At 57.6% G+C, this 14,999-nt stretch carries 13 protein-coding genes; 12 read left to right on the top strand and 1 reads right to left on the bottom strand.

Annotated elements, in window-relative coordinates:
• Positions 1-6: 6 nt before the first annotated feature.
• The 7 genes from KJ970_20915 (at position 7) to KJ970_20885 (ending at position 7,304) form a co-directional block, all read left to right on the top strand.
• The gene (locus KJ970_20915) at positions 7-222 is read left to right on the top strand and encodes a hypothetical protein (protein MBU2693389.1); all 216 of its coding nucleotides are present in this window, start codon (positions 7-9) and stop codon (positions 220-222) included.
• A 448-nt stretch (positions 223-670) separates the two neighbouring features.
• Positions 671-877: a hypothetical protein gene (locus KJ970_20910; protein ID MBU2693388.1), complete on the top strand. Its 207-nt coding sequence runs from the start codon at positions 671-673 to the stop codon at positions 875-877.
• 385 nt (positions 878-1,262) lie between these two features.
• Positions 1,263-2,624, top strand: a complete 1,362-nt coding sequence (locus tag KJ970_20905) for a sigma-54 dependent transcriptional regulator (protein ID MBU2693387.1) — start codon at positions 1,263-1,265, stop codon at positions 2,622-2,624.
• A gap of 182 nt (positions 2,625-2,806) precedes the next feature.
• The gene (locus KJ970_20900; protein ID MBU2693386.1) at positions 2,807-4,642 is read left to right on the top strand and encodes a cell wall metabolism sensor histidine kinase WalK; all 1,836 of its coding nucleotides are present in this window, start codon (positions 2,807-2,809) and stop codon (positions 4,640-4,642) included.
• Positions 4,643-4,663: 21 nt separating this feature from the next.
• Complete coding sequence (locus KJ970_20895) at positions 4,664-5,260, top strand: hypothetical protein (GenBank protein MBU2693385.1); 597 nt, start codon at positions 4,664-4,666, stop codon at positions 5,258-5,260.
• On the top strand, positions 5,257-6,630 hold the full coding sequence (locus tag KJ970_20890; GenBank protein ID MBU2693384.1) for a TrkH family potassium uptake protein: 1,374 nt from the start codon (positions 5,257-5,259) through the stop codon (positions 6,628-6,630). Before KJ970_20895 ends, KJ970_20890 begins: the two co-directional genes overlap by 4 nt.
• Before the next feature lie 17 nt (positions 6,631-6,647).
• On the top strand, positions 6,648-7,304 hold the full coding sequence (locus KJ970_20885) for a TrkA family potassium uptake protein (protein ID MBU2693383.1): 657 nt from the start codon (positions 6,648-6,650) through the stop codon (positions 7,302-7,304).
• Positions 7,305-7,588: 284 nt separating this feature from the next.
• Here the strand turns inward: KJ970_20885 and KJ970_20880 are convergent, their stop codons facing one another.
• The gene (locus KJ970_20880; GenBank protein ID MBU2693382.1) at positions 7,589-7,777 is read right to left on the bottom strand and encodes a transposase; all 189 of its coding nucleotides are present in this window, start codon (positions 7,775-7,777) and stop codon (positions 7,589-7,591) included.
• 47 nt (positions 7,778-7,824) lie between these two features.
• Between KJ970_20880 and KJ970_20875 the strand changes: the two genes are divergently transcribed.
• The 5 genes from KJ970_20875 (at position 7,825) to KJ970_20855 (ending at position 14,997) form a co-directional block, all read left to right on the top strand.
• Complete coding sequence (locus KJ970_20875) at positions 7,825-8,499, top strand: hypothetical protein (protein ID MBU2693381.1); 675 nt, start codon at positions 7,825-7,827, stop codon at positions 8,497-8,499.
• A 324-nt stretch (positions 8,500-8,823) separates the two neighbouring features.
• The gene (locus tag KJ970_20870) at positions 8,824-9,993 is read left to right on the top strand and encodes a T9SS type A sorting domain-containing protein (GenBank protein MBU2693380.1); all 1,170 of its coding nucleotides are present in this window, start codon (positions 8,824-8,826) and stop codon (positions 9,991-9,993) included.
• Positions 9,994-10,103: 110 nt separating this feature from the next.
• A complete protein-coding gene (locus KJ970_20865; protein ID MBU2693379.1) occupies positions 10,104-11,651 on the top strand; it encodes a helix-turn-helix domain-containing protein in 1,548 nt (515 codons plus the stop codon).
• Positions 11,648-12,166 carry a methylated-DNA--[protein]-cysteine S-methyltransferase gene (locus KJ970_20860; protein MBU2693378.1) on the top strand — a complete coding sequence of 173 codons (519 nt, stop codon included), beginning with the start codon at positions 11,648-11,650 and terminating at the stop codon, positions 12,164-12,166. The genes KJ970_20865 and KJ970_20860 overlap by 4 nt, the downstream gene beginning before the upstream one ends.
• 212 nt (positions 12,167-12,378) lie before the next feature.
• Positions 12,379-14,997, top strand: coding sequence for a PAS domain-containing protein (locus KJ970_20855; GenBank protein MBU2693377.1), 2,619 nt, complete (start codon positions 12,379-12,381; stop codon positions 14,995-14,997).
• Positions 14,998-14,999: the final 2 nt, after the last annotated feature.

The following is a 14,999-nucleotide window of genomic DNA, read 5'->3' as shown; positions in this document are numbered from 1 at the left end:
ACATCCGTGCGGGACAAGGGTGACGCAAAAATCTACGACACCATCAAACTGCGCAAGACTCGCCCCTTTGTGATCAGGGATCAGAGCTACTTTATTCCGAAAAAGAGCGTTTTCAACCGCATCATCGGCGACAGTCACTTCGAACTTCAGTTTGTGGGCTTTTTGGAGGACTGCGGCGATGTAGTCTCATACGTCAAGAACTACCTGGCGGTTCATTTCTAGCTCGACTACGTGAACGGAACGCCAACGGCGAAATCTCCAACTATTATCCTGATTTTATAGTCGAACTATCGGACAAGCGCATTATCATTGTCGAGGCTGAGGGGCAGGAGAATCTGGATGTGCCACTTAAGATGAACCGGTTGCGACTGTGGTGCGAGGACATCAACCGGTTGCACTCGGGGGTGGCATATGACTTTGTTTATGTGGATCAAAAAGGCTTCGAGAAATATGAACCGAAATCGTTTAGGGATTTGCTGGCCAGCTTTCGAGAATCCAAAAAGAATGAATGACATCTATAAGGATCTGGGGCCTCAGCGTTAACAATCACAGCCAGGATGATTTAGTCGGCGAGGAGGTTGATTCCGGCCAATAACTGACAGCAGCCTCACTCGCGGCCGGTCAAGATTCTGAGACAAAGGTCTGCGCTTGCTGCAAGGAGAAAAACTCCATGGAAGGAATCCGGAGCGAAAAGCATGAGAAGGCGCGAAATACTCTGCCCCCGGAATTGCTCGCTGTATTCGATCTCTTTGTCAAAGATTATAATTTCGCAGCAACGATGAACCATGGTTCACCTTCATACGTGGTACTTGCAGATATGGTGAAAGCTGGGTGGCAGCGGACAGCGAAGCCGCTTGATGAGATTGGTGAAAAGTGACATTCCAGGCCACGTTGATTTACCTCGAAGCTTGCCAACACTGGGCCGCTGTACCCGTAACCGCATGTTCCGCTCCAACCCGGCCACCGATTCCGGTGGAAGTCGACCGATCCCTTGTCATTCACGTAGGTCCCGCCCTCATTGCCGGACTTGCTGTTACGAGCCACCCTGGAGCATCCTCGCCTCATGCCCGGAAGCTCAGAATGTCCTGACGAAGCTCAATATCTCTCTTCATATTTGCCCTGGATCTTGAGTCCAAAAACAGAGACAGTTTCGGAGACGGTCATGCCGGGGGAACGAAAATAGAACCGCGGCACTTCCGCGGCTGTGTGACTCCAGGAGCGGGCAAAGGGAGGAGCATGTCCATCTTAAGGCAAGAAAGCCGATGACGACGAACACTGAAGGTAAGGGTCTCCTCCTCAACATCCTCGTTGTAGACGACGAGGCCAATATCCGAAAGACGCTCTCATACTGCCTGGTGGCTGAAGGGCATAGCGTGATTTCGGTAAGCAATCCCGCCGACGCTCTGGAGGAAGCCCGGAGACGGTCCTTCGACCTGGCCTTCGTGGATCTCAAGCTGGGCGTTGAAGATGGCATGGAGTTGATACCTGTGCTGTTGTCGGATTCACCTTGGACCAAGATCGTGGTTATCACGGCCCACGCATCCATCGAGAGTGTCGTCGAGGCAATGAGGCGAGGTGCCACGGACTACATCGCCAAACCCTTCACCCCGGATCAAGTCAAGCTCCTTACCCAGCGCATAAGCAAGATCCGGGAACTGGAGACGGAGCTCGCCGCGCTCAAGGAAGACATGCAGAGGCTCGGTCCGGAGGATCGCCTTCAGAGCAAGAATGCCGGCATGCAACGGGTGATTGAGACGGCAAGGAAAGCCGCGCCCTCAGAGGCGATTGTCCTGCTTCAAGGGGAAAGCGGCACGGGAAAGTCGGTATTTGCGAGGGCGATCCATCACTGGAGTCCGAGGAAGTCGAAACCCCTGGGAGTTGTGGCGTGTCCTTCGGTGCCGTCCGACCTCCTCGAGAGCGAGTTGTTTGGCCACATCAGGGGGGCGTTCACGGGTGCCGTGCGAGACAACCCGGGTCGCATTGCCGCCTGCGAAGGCGGAACGCTCTTGCTGGATGAAATCGGGGATATTGCCCCCGCGGTTCAGGCGAAGTTGTTGAGGTTCATCCAGGACAAGGAGTACGAACGCGTCGGTGACGCCAAGAGCCGCAGGGCCGATGTGCGCATCATCGCGGCGACCAACGCCAACCTCGAAGAGCGAGTGGCTGAGGGCCGTTTTCGTGAGGACTTGTTTTATCGCCTCAACGTCATCAGCCTGACAATTCCGCCGCTGCGAGAACGACCGGAAGATATCATGCCGCTGGCTACCGATTTCCTTGCCCATTTCTGCCGGGTCAACCACAAGAGGCGGCTCGGGTTCACCGCGGAGGCGGAGAGTGCGCTGACCAATCACCCATGGCCTGGGAATATCCGAGAACTTCGCAATACCATCGAGCGAGCCGTGATCCTGGGCAGCGGCGAACAGGTTGGGAAATCCGATCTTCCTAACAAAATGAGCCCGGCCACGGGCACACCCGCCATCGGCGAGATGGTGCCCATGTCGACGATCGAAGAGTTGCATATCAGAAGAATCCTCGCCATCACCTCCTCGCTCCAGGAAGCGGCTGACGTTCTGGGCATGGACCAGGCGACGCTTTGGCGCAGGAGGAGGACCTACGGAATCTGATCCTACTCCTCATCGATTAGCGCCTTGCAGTTTTCAAGGCCGCTTTGACCCCGGCTTTTCAGTTTTCAATGCCGCTTCCAGACCCAATAACCATAACCAGTTGATATTACAGGTATTGCAGCATGGCACGACCTTTGCAGTCTGCATGGGTGCTGCAGTGACCGAGTGGAGGACTACGGATAATGACGTTGAAGAGGAGAATCCTGATTGGATATGGCGTCGCCTTCACACTCATGGCCCTTGTGGTCGCGTGGGCGGTTGCGAACCTGGTGTCTCTCGGCAAGGCAACCGACGCAATCCTGAGTGAGAACTATCGGAGCATCCTTGCTGCCGAGAACATGGTGGATGTCTTGGAGCGGCAGGATAGCGGGATACTCATCATGCTTCTGGGTGATCCCGGGAAGGGAATCGCGCAATTCAGAGACAACGAGGCGGACTTCCTGGAGTGGTTAGCCCGCGCGAAGGACAACATCACAATTCAAGGCGAGGCAGAAATCGTCCAATCCATTGAGGCGGATTATGCCGGATATCGACAGCAGTTTTCCACACTCACGGAGATCCGCCATCCGTCTAAGACGTCTCAGGATCCTCCAATCGCCATCTACGAGGAGTCGGTACAGCCTCTCTTCGAACAGGTCCGTGATCTCTGCGTTGAGCTTCGTCATCTCAATGAGGAAACGATGTATGCCGCCAGCCTCACGGCCCGGACCGTGGCGACTCGAGCCATCTGGTCTACAGCGATCGTGGCGGCATCCGCGCTGATTGTTGCTTTGATCTTCAGCTTCCTGCTGGCCGGACGGATTGTTCGGCCGATTCGGCAGTTCATGGAGGCATCTCGGAAGATCTCCTCGGGAGACTACACCGTTCAGATACCAGTGGAAACCGGAGATGAGCTTGGGCACCTAGCCGGTGAGTTCAATGCAATGGCCGAACAGCTTGGCCGGTATAACGAGATGAACATCGATCAGATCATTGCGGAGAAGAACAAAGGTGAAGCGATTCTCTCGAGCATTGAGGATGGTCTCGTAGTGTTTGATACGGCACTCAAGGTCGTCGGCATTAATCCCAGCGCCCGCCGCGTACTCGACTTGGAGTTCTCCGAGAGTTCCTCTCTGCACTGTATGGACATTCTACCCGATCAAAGCATCCGGGATCTCGTCCGTAGCACCATCGAGACAGGAGCGCAGCCGGACGTCCCGGACGAACAGAGAATCGTTAGCCTGCCATCCAAGCAGGGGACCCGGCACTTCCTCATATCCGTAACAGGTATTCGCGGAAGGGACAGGACTCTCACTGGTGCTTTGCTCCTGTTAAGGGATGTCACTCGCATGAAAGAAGTGGAGAGGCTGAAGAGCGAGTTCGTCATGGCGGCGTCTCATGAGCTCCGCACCCCACTAACCAGCCTGGGAATGAGCGTTGACCTGCTCCTGGAGCATGTAGCGCCCAGGCTTGGCGAGAAGGAGCGCGAGCTCCTGGGGGCGGCTCACGAGGAAGTCAACAGGATGAAGACACTGGTCAATGACCTCCTTGACCTGTCGCGGATCGAGGCCGGGAAGATCGATTTGGAGTTTGAAACGGTCCCGGTATCGACTCTGTTTCAGCATGTTGATTCTGTCTTCAGAAGCCAGATGGACATGAAAGACCTGACGCTGGAGACGACGTTGCAGGAGGGACTGGTCCCTGTCCGCGCGGATGCGAATAAGATCACATGGGTATTGTCGAACCTAGTCTCCAACGCCCTCCGCTATGTGAGCAAGGGCGGCCATATCGAACTCTCGGCGCAAAAGATCGGGCCGCACGTCCGTGTGGCAGTGCGGGACGATGGTTCCGGCATTCCAGCTGAATACCAATCAAAGATCTTCCAGAAGTTCGTCCAAGTGAAGGGGCGGGAGGGGGGCGGAACCGGACTCGGCCTCGCCATCTGTAAGGAGATCGTGCGGGCTCACGGTGGCGCCATCTGGGTCGAGTCGGTTCCTGGTCGAGGAAGCACTTTCACATTCACGCTTCCGGTGGCATGAAGAGCAGAGGCAGAGGAGACAATGGACGGTCAGGCAACGCAGAATCAGGGGTCCTCTGACGCACAGGGGCAGGTTTTGTGGTGCGACCCAGCCTGCGACCCCGGAGTGAATTGCCCTGGAGTGACATTCGTAACCAGCGCGATTCGATGTCTTGACCAAGCTGTTGACGGACATCCCCAGCTCATCGTGATTCATTTCGGGCATGTGACGATCGACAAGCGTGGATTGCTGGTTGAACTGGCCGAGGCGTTGAAGCGCAACAGCCATACATCCAGCTGTCCCGTACTGGCGTTGCTTTCGTCAAGGCACCGTTCGCTGCTTGAATCTCTGGAAATAGCTGGAGTCGATTCCGCCAGATACACGGAGGATGAGAGCGAGGGTCGGCGGACACCCCTTGAGATCTCTCACGGATTGGGCGCGGATGATCGGTTGTCCCATCGGCTGGAGGCTGTATGTCCCTACCTGCGCTACAGGGAAATTGATGCGGATCGTGAGCTGATCGTGTGTGGGGCGTATCTGGATCGAATGGTCCTTGGCGGGCACAGGCTGCGCAAGATCTGTGAAACAAAGGACCATTGCGATTGCCAGTACTACCTGAATCCGCGAGTCAAAGCATGATGCTGCGAATGAGACTCCTCAAAGCGCACCCCGCAAGCATCGTGCTGGCGAGTTTTCTCCTGGCCATCACTGTGGGCGCGCTCATCCTCATGCTTCCATTGTCGACAAGGGGCGGGCATATCGATTGGCTGGATGCGGCGTTCACGGCCACATCCGCGGTATGCGTTACGGGTCTTGTAGTCGTGGATACGGGTAGCTACTTCACGATGTTCGGGCAGTGCGTGATCCTCGCGCTGATTCAGATCGGCGGTCTAGGTGTCATGACCATCTCTGTGGCCCTCTTTCGTTGGCTCGGCAGGAGTGTCTCAATCCGCGGCCGTATGGTCATGCAGGACCTGTTCGCACATACACCTCGTGCAGACATCTTTAGCCTCATCAAGAGCGTACTGCTCTTCACGATTGGGGCGGAGGTGGTGGGGGCCATTCTTCTATCGGTGCATTGGGCGGGAGAGCTCGGAACGTGGCGGGCGATGTACACGGCGATCTTCCATGCGGTGTCTGCGTTCTGCAACGCCGGCTTCTCGCTCTTCCCGGATAGCATGGTGCGGTACAGCGGCAGCGCGCTACTAAATTTGACGGTCTGCTTCTTGATCATTGCGGGGGGAATCGGTTTTCCTGTTTTGTATGACCTTCAACTGAAGGTTCTAAGGCGCGGGAATGAAAAGCACCGCCTCGCCGTGCAGACGAGAGCGGTGTTGCTTACGAGTGCGGTTCTGATCATTGCGGGCGCGGCCATGTTTGCGGTCTTAGAGGGCCAGGCCCACGGCAGCCAACAACATTCGCTGATCCACCGGTTGATGGTTCCACTCTTTCAGTCGATTACCTGCCGCACGGCCGGCTTCAACACGGTCGACATAGCTTCGCTTACGAACGCAACTCTTGCGATGATGATCGTCCTCATGTTCTTTGGTGCGTCGCCGGGATCGTGTGGCGGCGGAATCAAGACGACCACGCTGGCGGTGCTGGTTGCCTTCAGCGTTGGGCGCATCCGGAGAAAATCTCGAGTCAATATGTTCAAGAAGAGCATTCCGGCAGAAACCGTCTCCCGAAGTGTGGCACTTGTGTTGGTGTCGATTGGGATCATTGGGGTGGTGCTGTTCATGATGTTGGCGAGTGAAGACGGAAGCGGAGTCGGCGTGGGTGATCAGGAACGGGGCTTTCTTGCCCTTATGTTCGAGACGGTCTCTGCATTTGGTACCGTGGGTTTGTCTATGGGTGTGACGCCGGAGCTCAGTGCGTGGGGCAAGAGCTTGATAATTGGAATGATGATTCTCGGTCGGGTGGGCGTGTTGACGTTTGCATACGTCATAGTAGGGACGGGACCGAAGAACGGGATTGAATATTCCGAAGAGAATCTAATGGTCGGATAGTCGGACGGAGAGTCGAGATGAAACGGTTCGCAGTGATAGGTCTCGGGAATTTCGGGTTTCATATGGCGAAGGCGCTATTCGAAGATGGGAATGAAGTTGTCGCAATAGACACGGACAAGTCCCGGGTGCAGAGCATAGATACGTACTCTTCGGAGGCGGTGGTCCTCGATGCGATGGATAATGAGTCGCTGAGATCTCTCGGGCTGGAGAACATGGATGCAGTCATAGTCTCAACGGGTAATAGGATCAGTACCAGCATCCTCATATGCCTTCACCTTCAGGAGATGGGCGTGAAGAAGATCCTGGTGAAGGCAGTCGACGAAGACCATGAAAAGGTCCTTCGCCGGGTGGGGGCGACGGAGATCATTCACCCGGAGAGGGATATGGCGCTGCGCCTTTCCAAGACCCTGTCCCGACCGAACATTCTGGACTTCATCCCGCTTGCGGAGGGATTCGACCTCGTCCAGGTTGGCCCACCGTACGAGTTCATCGGGAAAAGCCTAAGAGAACTCAATCTACGGGCCAAGTACAATGTTCACGTTATTGCGATCAAGGAGCTGATACCTCAAGGATTTACCCTGGTACCATCGGCCACCTTTGTTATTAAGGACAGCGACATCCTCTTAATTCTGGGGCAAACGGAGGACATTAAGCGGATCAAGGCACTGAAGTAGCAACTGTCGGCATTGGACACCTGAGCATTGGGACAACCGAGGCGGGGCGCATTTAAGTGAAAATTCGGCAACAAGTAAAGTGATCGTGATTAGATACCCTTCCCGCGAGAGAAGGTTTGAGCTTGAAATGGAGAATGTTTAGGAAACGGTTCTACCCGGGGAGCCGCTAGAAGCTGGAAGCCCGTGATCCGCGAAAACTCCATCGGCACTACCACCGGTCGCCGACCGGGATGATCGATCTCCGAAGGGCTGCCCGGTCGTTTGGTTTCTCGATTATGGATCCGTCATGTAGGAACTTCGGGGAAGGCCCAGGAGCTGACTAAAAGCAGGGCGTAGTTGTCCTGGTCACTGACAATAACCCGGCGGATGTGATCAACACCGAGAAAGATAAAGTGGTTCAGCGCCTCCTCCCGGAGCGTCCTGTTGAATCGTTCGATATGTCGTGATGATGTTTTCGGTTCTGGCAAAAGCATGATATACTGAAACTCGTTCGGGAGCTTAATCCATTCAAGGAGTCCAGATGCTCATTCGACGCAATATCCACAGGGCAATGATTGGCCTGCTGGCGGCCGCGGCGTTGATTCCCTCCATGGGCGGCGCGACGACCTTGCAGGAAGCTTACGAGACCGCAGGCCCCGCATCCGGCTATGACAAGTATATTGAATTGGAAAGCGGCCGGATCTACACCGGGAGCTTGATGATCGGCCCCTCCCTTGTGCCGTACACGGGTATTCTCGCCGGCGGCCCGGGCCGGGATGTCCGCATTATCGGCAACGGGGCGATCATCGATCTGCAGGGTGGGCAACTGTGTATCTCATATTGTGAAAACAGACTCGACATCGATGATTGCGTCGTCATCAACGGTTCAATCAAGTTTCGCGGCCTGACGGGGATTGTCAATATCCTTCCGACCGGTTCGGTCCGCCACGTGACAATGTTTAAGCCGCACGATTACGGCATCCGTCTGCAGCGGGCCGGCGCAGGGATTACGATCGAACGCAACCTCGTGGTGAGCGCGGTCGATACCGGCAACGATTTTATCTACACGACGGGGATCTCGATGGAGTGGCTGCCGACCGGCACCAACATATCGACAGGCTGGGCGGCTGGGTGGGCGGATATCGTAGACAATTGGAGCTATCACATCGACCCAGAGGACAATGATGAAATGCTCGCGCATTTCTCCTTCTTGTGAGAATACGCCTGAACGGAACCCGAACCTTGGCCGGGCGCCGAGGACCCACCCTACAACAATGTCATCGGGATCGACCCGCAGCTGATCGACCCCGGCAACGGCGACTTCCGCCTCCAACCGGGATCGCCGGCCGCCGGCTATGGCTGCCAGACATTCCCGAGCCATGATAAGAACAACCCGCGGGCCGGCCATCCACAGGATGAACAGCCGGCCGCCGTCATCACCGCCGGCGCGCGGGTCGATGTCAGCGGACCGATCACCGTCGACACATGCTGGCAGGCGGACACGATACGGGTCGTCGGCGATGTCGAGATCGCCGATCAGGTGACCCTCACGATAGCGGCCGGCGTTCGAGTAGAGTTTCAGGGGCATTACCGGCTTGATGTGCGCGGCCGGCTGCTGGCCTTCGGCACGGCATCAGACCCCGTTTTGCTGACGAGCGGCGACCCGGGCGCTTTCAAGATCGATGCCTCTCTCGACGGCGCCTGGAACGGACTCCGCTTCGAGCGCACCAGCGCGGTCAATAATCCATCGCGGCTGGAGTATTGCGTGATCGAGTACGCTAAATCCATTCGCGATTCGATCTTCGTGGGCCCGCTGGTCTGCGATGATTATTCCGGATTGCGGGTCGTCAACGCGACGATTCGGCGCAATGTCGCCGATTACGGGGCGGCGGTGTTCTGTTTTCACTGCGCTTCGCCGCAATTGACCGGTTGCCTCATCTACGATAATTATGCATTCCTCGGCGGTGCGGCCGTTTACACACTCGATTCTTATCCCCGCCTCATCAATTGTACCATCGCTCATAATCATGACCTGAATCCCGAGGCGATGACCGAAGCGGCGGCCGTCCTTTCATACTTCTCAAAACCCCGGATCACCGATTGCATCCTGTGGGACAACACGACGAATTATTTTATCCCCGCGCAACTCTGGGAAGTTAAGCCCTACAACACAACCTGGTCGGATATCGATGGCGGCTGGAAGGGCGAGGGGAATATCGACCTCGACCCGGATTTTGCGGGGGCGGGGAACGATCCTTACAGCCTGCAATCCAGCTCGCCGTGCATCAATGCCGCGGCGCCGGATACGGCGGGGCTGCTGCTGCCCGCTCTTGACCGCGCGGGCCGGCCGCGGGTCGCCGGCGGACGCGTCGATATCGGCGCTTACGAGGAAAGGCCTCTGTCCAACGGTCCGTCGGGCTCATCCTTGACCGCCCACGCCCGCCTGCTGCCGAACAGGCCCAACCCCTTCCATCCGCGAACCGCAATCGCCTTTGCGCTTGATCACCCGCGAAAAATCGCCGTCGAGATTTTCGATCTGTCAGGGCGCAGGATCAGAACATTGTCGCATCGGCGCTTCGACGCCGGTGAGCATACATTGATTTGGAACGGCCTGGACACTTCCGGCCGCGGCGTCGCCCCCGGCGTCTACTGGGTTCAACTGCGCGATGGCACCATCCTCGATTCCCGCAAGATCATCCTCATTCGCTAGGCCATGACGGATGGGGAAAGGCCGTGGCTTGATGCGCCGCCTCCCGCCCCGCTCACCCACATGTCCGAAAACGTCCAGCCCCGCCTGGCGGAGATGCTATGCTGTGCTTCATGGAACTCAGTCACGACATCTGCTATCGCGCTCTCCGCACGCGCGACGCCCGCTTCGACGGCCGATTCTTCACCGGCGTGACCAGCACCGGCGTCTACTGCCGGCCGATCTGCCCGGCCCGCACGCCACAAGCCTCGCATTGCACATTCTTTGCCTGCGCCGCCGCGGCGGAGGAGGCGGGATTCCGCCCCTGCCGCCGCTGCCGTCCCGAGACGGCGCCCGGCACCCCCGCCTGGCGGGGAACTTCCGTGACCGTGTCGCGCGCTCTGCGTCTGATTGAGGATGGCGCGCTTGACGACGCGGGTGTGGAGGATCTGGTGGGACGTCTCGGCATGGGCGACCGGCACCTGCGCCGCCTCTTTGCCGAGCATCTTGGGGCTTCCCCCCTGGCGATCGCGCAAACGCGCCGCGTCCACTTCGCCAAACGGATGATCGAGGAGACCACTTTGTCGATGACCCGCATCGCCTTCGCGGCGGGCTATCAAAATGTACGTCGCTTCAACGCCGCCATCCGCCAGTCCTTCGACAGCACACCGAGTGAGATCCGCGGGCGCATCCACACCGCCGGCTCATCCGGCAGTTCCTCCTCCCGCAAGGGAACCGTGGCGCTGCGCCTATCGTATCGAGAACCCTTCGATTGGAACGGCCTGCTGGACTGGATGAGGCCGCGGGCGATTCCGGGCGTTGAGCAGGTGGAGGGCCGGGTCTATCGCCGGAGCGTGTCGATGGATCCCTTTCACGGGGTGATTGAATTGGAGCCGGCTCCGCGCAAGGCGGCGGCGCTCATCCTGCGCGCGCCGGTCGAGGCGGCGCCGATCCTGCTGCCCATGGCCGATCGGGCGCGCGCGCTCTGCGATCTAAGCGCCGATCCCACCCTCATCATGACCCAGTTGAGCGCCGACCCGCTTCTTGCCGATGCCGCCGACCGGTATCCGGGGCTGCGCGTTCCCGGTTGCTGGGACCGGTTCGAGCTGGCCGTGCGGGCCGTCCTGGGCCAGCAAGTCACCGTCGCCGGCGCCACGCGGCTTGCCGGCAAATTGGTAAGTCGGTTCGGGCTTTCCCATGCCAGGTTATACAAAGGTCAGGATGTGCCCGCTCGCTCGCCCGGTTATCCCTGCCGATTCTTCCCCCACCCCGAGGACCTCGCCGACGCCGACATCGCCGCCATCGGGATGCCGGCCGCTCGGGCGCGGACGATCCGGACCCTGGCCCGAGCCCTCTGCGACGGTGAGCCGATCCTGGAATTGGCGCCGGACCTGGACACGGCGATCGAGCGATTGACCGCCCTGCCCGGCATCGGCGACTGGACCGCCCAGTACATCGCCATGCGGGCCCTGCGGGAGCCGGATGCTTTTCCCGCCGGCGATCTGGGATTGCAGAAGGCGCTGGCCTCCGCTTTCGATCGGGCCGGCGACAGATCCGCTGGACAACGGCCGAGTATCGTCTCCCTGAGAGAACGCGCCGAAGTGTGGCGGCCCTGGCGGGCCTATGCCGCCATGCTGCTCTGGCGCACATTAACACCACCTCCGCGAAAGGACCCCCAATGATCAACCGCCATGGAACCCTGCTGATTCATAGCCCTGTCGGAAAAATCCTCCTCGCCGCCCGTGAAGGGGAACTTACACATTTGCTCTTCGCCGATCGACAGCGCCGGCCGGCGCCTATGGGTGATGACACCTTGGCCGCCGCCCGGATCCTGGCCGATGCCGAGAAGCAATTGCAGGAGTATTTCTGCGGCCGGCGCCGCGCGTTCGATCTGCCGCTGAGCCCGAGTGGAACGGCGTTTCAGTTATCGGTGTGGTCCGCCCTGCTCGAGATTCCGTTCGGAGAAACCGTCAGCTATGGCGAGTTGGCCCGACGTGTGGGACGCGCAAAAGCGGCGCGGGCCGTGGGCGCGGCGAATGGAGCCAATCCCATCTCCATCATCATACCGTGCCACCGGGTGATCGGTCGGAATCGGCGTCTGACAGGGTACGGCGGGGGCCTGCCGGCCAAGAAAACGCTGCTTCAACTCGAGGGCGGGCGGCTGGAAGGGGATCAGCTGGGGAACACCGCCGATTAACTCCATCATCGCCCCGATTTTTGCTTTACGCCGCGATTTTCTTGGATCCCTTTTCGTTTTTGTGAGAACGTGGTTCATTGAAAGATGCTGGTGGGCAAGGGTTACTACGTATGCCATTGCAAATGAACCGAATGTTAGCCCGCCTATCCCATTAACAATCAAAAGGTTAGTCAATTCAGCGGAAATAGAAGTCCCCTGTGAGAGGTTGAGCCATGAAGCAACTCAACAAACCCTCCCGCCGCAAATCAAAAGCAGCCGACCCTGTACGGGATGAAACACCCTCCCACCCACTGAAGGCAGTGCGCTGGTCGCGCTGCACGTTCGGCATCGTCGCCATCGGCGCTTCGGCGGGGGGCTTGGAGGCGATGGAATCGTTCTTCGCCAACATGCCCAATGACAGCGGGCTGGCATTTGTGATCATCCAACACCTTGACCCGACGCACAAAAACATTTTGGTGGAGTTGCTCCAACGCAAGACCGCCATGCATGTTGTACAAGTTAAGGATCGGATGCGCGTCAAGCCGGACTGCATCTACATCATCCCGCCCAATAAAGACATGTCCATCTTGCGCGGAGTGCTGCACCTGCTGCGCCCGATTGCGGCACGCGGCCAGCGCCTGCCGATTGATTTCTTCTTCCGTTCGCTTGCGGATGACCAGATGGAGAGAGGGATCGGCGTCATCCTCTCGGGCATGGGCTCGGACGGCACGCTGGGTGTGCGCGCCATTAAGGAAAATGCGGGGGCGGCCTTTGTGCAAGATCCCGCTTCCGCTAAATTCGACAGCATGCCGCGCAGCGTCATTGAGGCTGGATACGCCGATGTGGTCGCCCCGGTGGAGACATTGGGGAGCAAGATCATCGCCTATCTCAAATATGCGTCGCTCATCATCAAACCCGAAAACGTCCACCGGGGGGCACTGCAAGGCTCCCTTGATAAAGTAGTGATCATGCTGCGCGAGAAGACGGGCCAGGATTTTTCACTGTATAAAAAGAACATGCTCTATCGCCGCATCGAGCGGCGCATGGGGCTGCATCAAACCGACAAGATCGCCGACTATGTGCATCTTCTGCGGGAGAATCCGCAAGAGGTGCAATTGCTGTTCCGCGAATTGTTGATCGGGGTGACGAGTTTTTTCCGCGATCCGGAGGCTTGGAATCAGTTGAAGGCCGATGTGCTGCCGGCGCTGTTGGCTGATTGCAGCTCGAATCAAACGCTGCGGGCGTGGGTGCCTGCCTGCTCAACCGGCGAAGAGGCATATTCCCTGGCGATCCTCTTCAGAGAGATGCTGGAAGACATAAGACCGGCAAACAACGTCAGCCTGAAAATCTTCGCCACCGATCTGGATCAACAGGCCACGGATAAAGCGCGCGAAGGCCTGTTCCCGGCCAACATTTCCACCGATGTTTCGGAGGAAAGATTGGACCGCTACTTCGATAGAGTCACACATGGCTATCGGGTGGCAAAAGGCATCCGCGAGATGATCCTCTTTGCCCCGCAAAATGTTATTATGGATCCCCCCTTCACAAAACTCGACCTCGTGAGTTGCCGCAACCTCCTCATTTATCTGACGCCTGAATTGCAAGAGAAACTCTTACCGCTCTTTCATTATAGCCTGAACCCAGGTGGTTTCTTGTTTCTAGGGAACGCGGAGACCATAGGCGGCTCCAGCAACTTGTTCACACCACTGACCGGAAACAGGCGGCTGTTCCGCCGGATCGATTCCGCCGTGCCGGCTCATCCAATCCAGTTTCCGATACACCTTGCTTCCGCCAAATATGACCCGCCAGCCCGGTGGCGGGAATCAAAGGTGGACCTGCAAACGCTGGCCGATCAACTGATCCTGCAAGAATATTCCCCCGCCGCGGTGCTGACCAATAGCCAAGGAGATATTCTCTATACCAGCGGACGCACAGGAAGACATTTGGAGGCGGCGGCCGGCAAAGCCAACTGGAACATTTTTGCCATGGCGCGCGATAGCATCCGCTACGAATTGACGGTCGCTTTTAAAAGGGCGCTGCGTAAAAATGAGACCGTCACACTCAAGAACTTAGGTGTAGACACCAACGGTGGAAAGCATGTTGTGGATATCATCGTCCAGCCGCTTAGTGAACAAAACGACTTGAACGGATTGGTGATGATCATCTTTAGCAGTGTGGCGGCGAAACCCAGCCAAAAATCAACGCCCACGTCACAAGGGGACGCCGTGCTTCTGGCGGAAATGAAGCAGGAACTCCAAAACGCCCGGCAGGAATTGGATACTTTGCGTGAAGAGATGCAAACCTCACAGGAAGAACTCAAGTCTTCCAATGAAGAATTGCAGTCCACCAACGAAGAGTTGACCACTTCAGAGGAAGAACTGCAGTCCATGAACGAAGAATTGCACACCGTCAACCATGAACTGCGAACCAGACTGGAAGAATTTACACGCACGAGCAGCGACATAAAGAATCTGCTGGACAGCACCGACATCGCCACCCTGTTTCTGGATAACAACCTGTGCGTGCTGCGCTTCACCAGCGAGACGAGCAAGATCACCCAGTTGATCCCAAGCGACATGGGGCGGCCTATCACGGATATCGCCTCAGCCTTATTCTACCCCGAATTGGCTGAAGATGCCCACCAGGTCCTGCGGACGCTGGTCAGAGTGGAGAAACAGATTTCCACCCCAGACGGGAATTGGTACACCGCGCGCATCCAGCCGTACCGAACAATGGAGAATATAATTGACGGGCTGGTCATTACATTTATCGATATCACGGCGTCCAAGAAGCTCGAGGCAAGGCTACAGGCCACAGAGGCCCGTTTGCGCAAAAGGCTGAAGGCGAAGTAAGC

This window comes from Candidatus Eisenbacteria bacterium (genome assembly GCA_018831195.1).
Taxonomy (GTDB): domain Bacteria; phylum Eisenbacteria; class RBG-16-71-46; order CAIMUX01; family JAHJDP01; genus JAHJDP01.
Note: the sequence above shows the minus strand (reverse complement) of the source record. Positions and strands in the feature narration are given on the sequence as shown.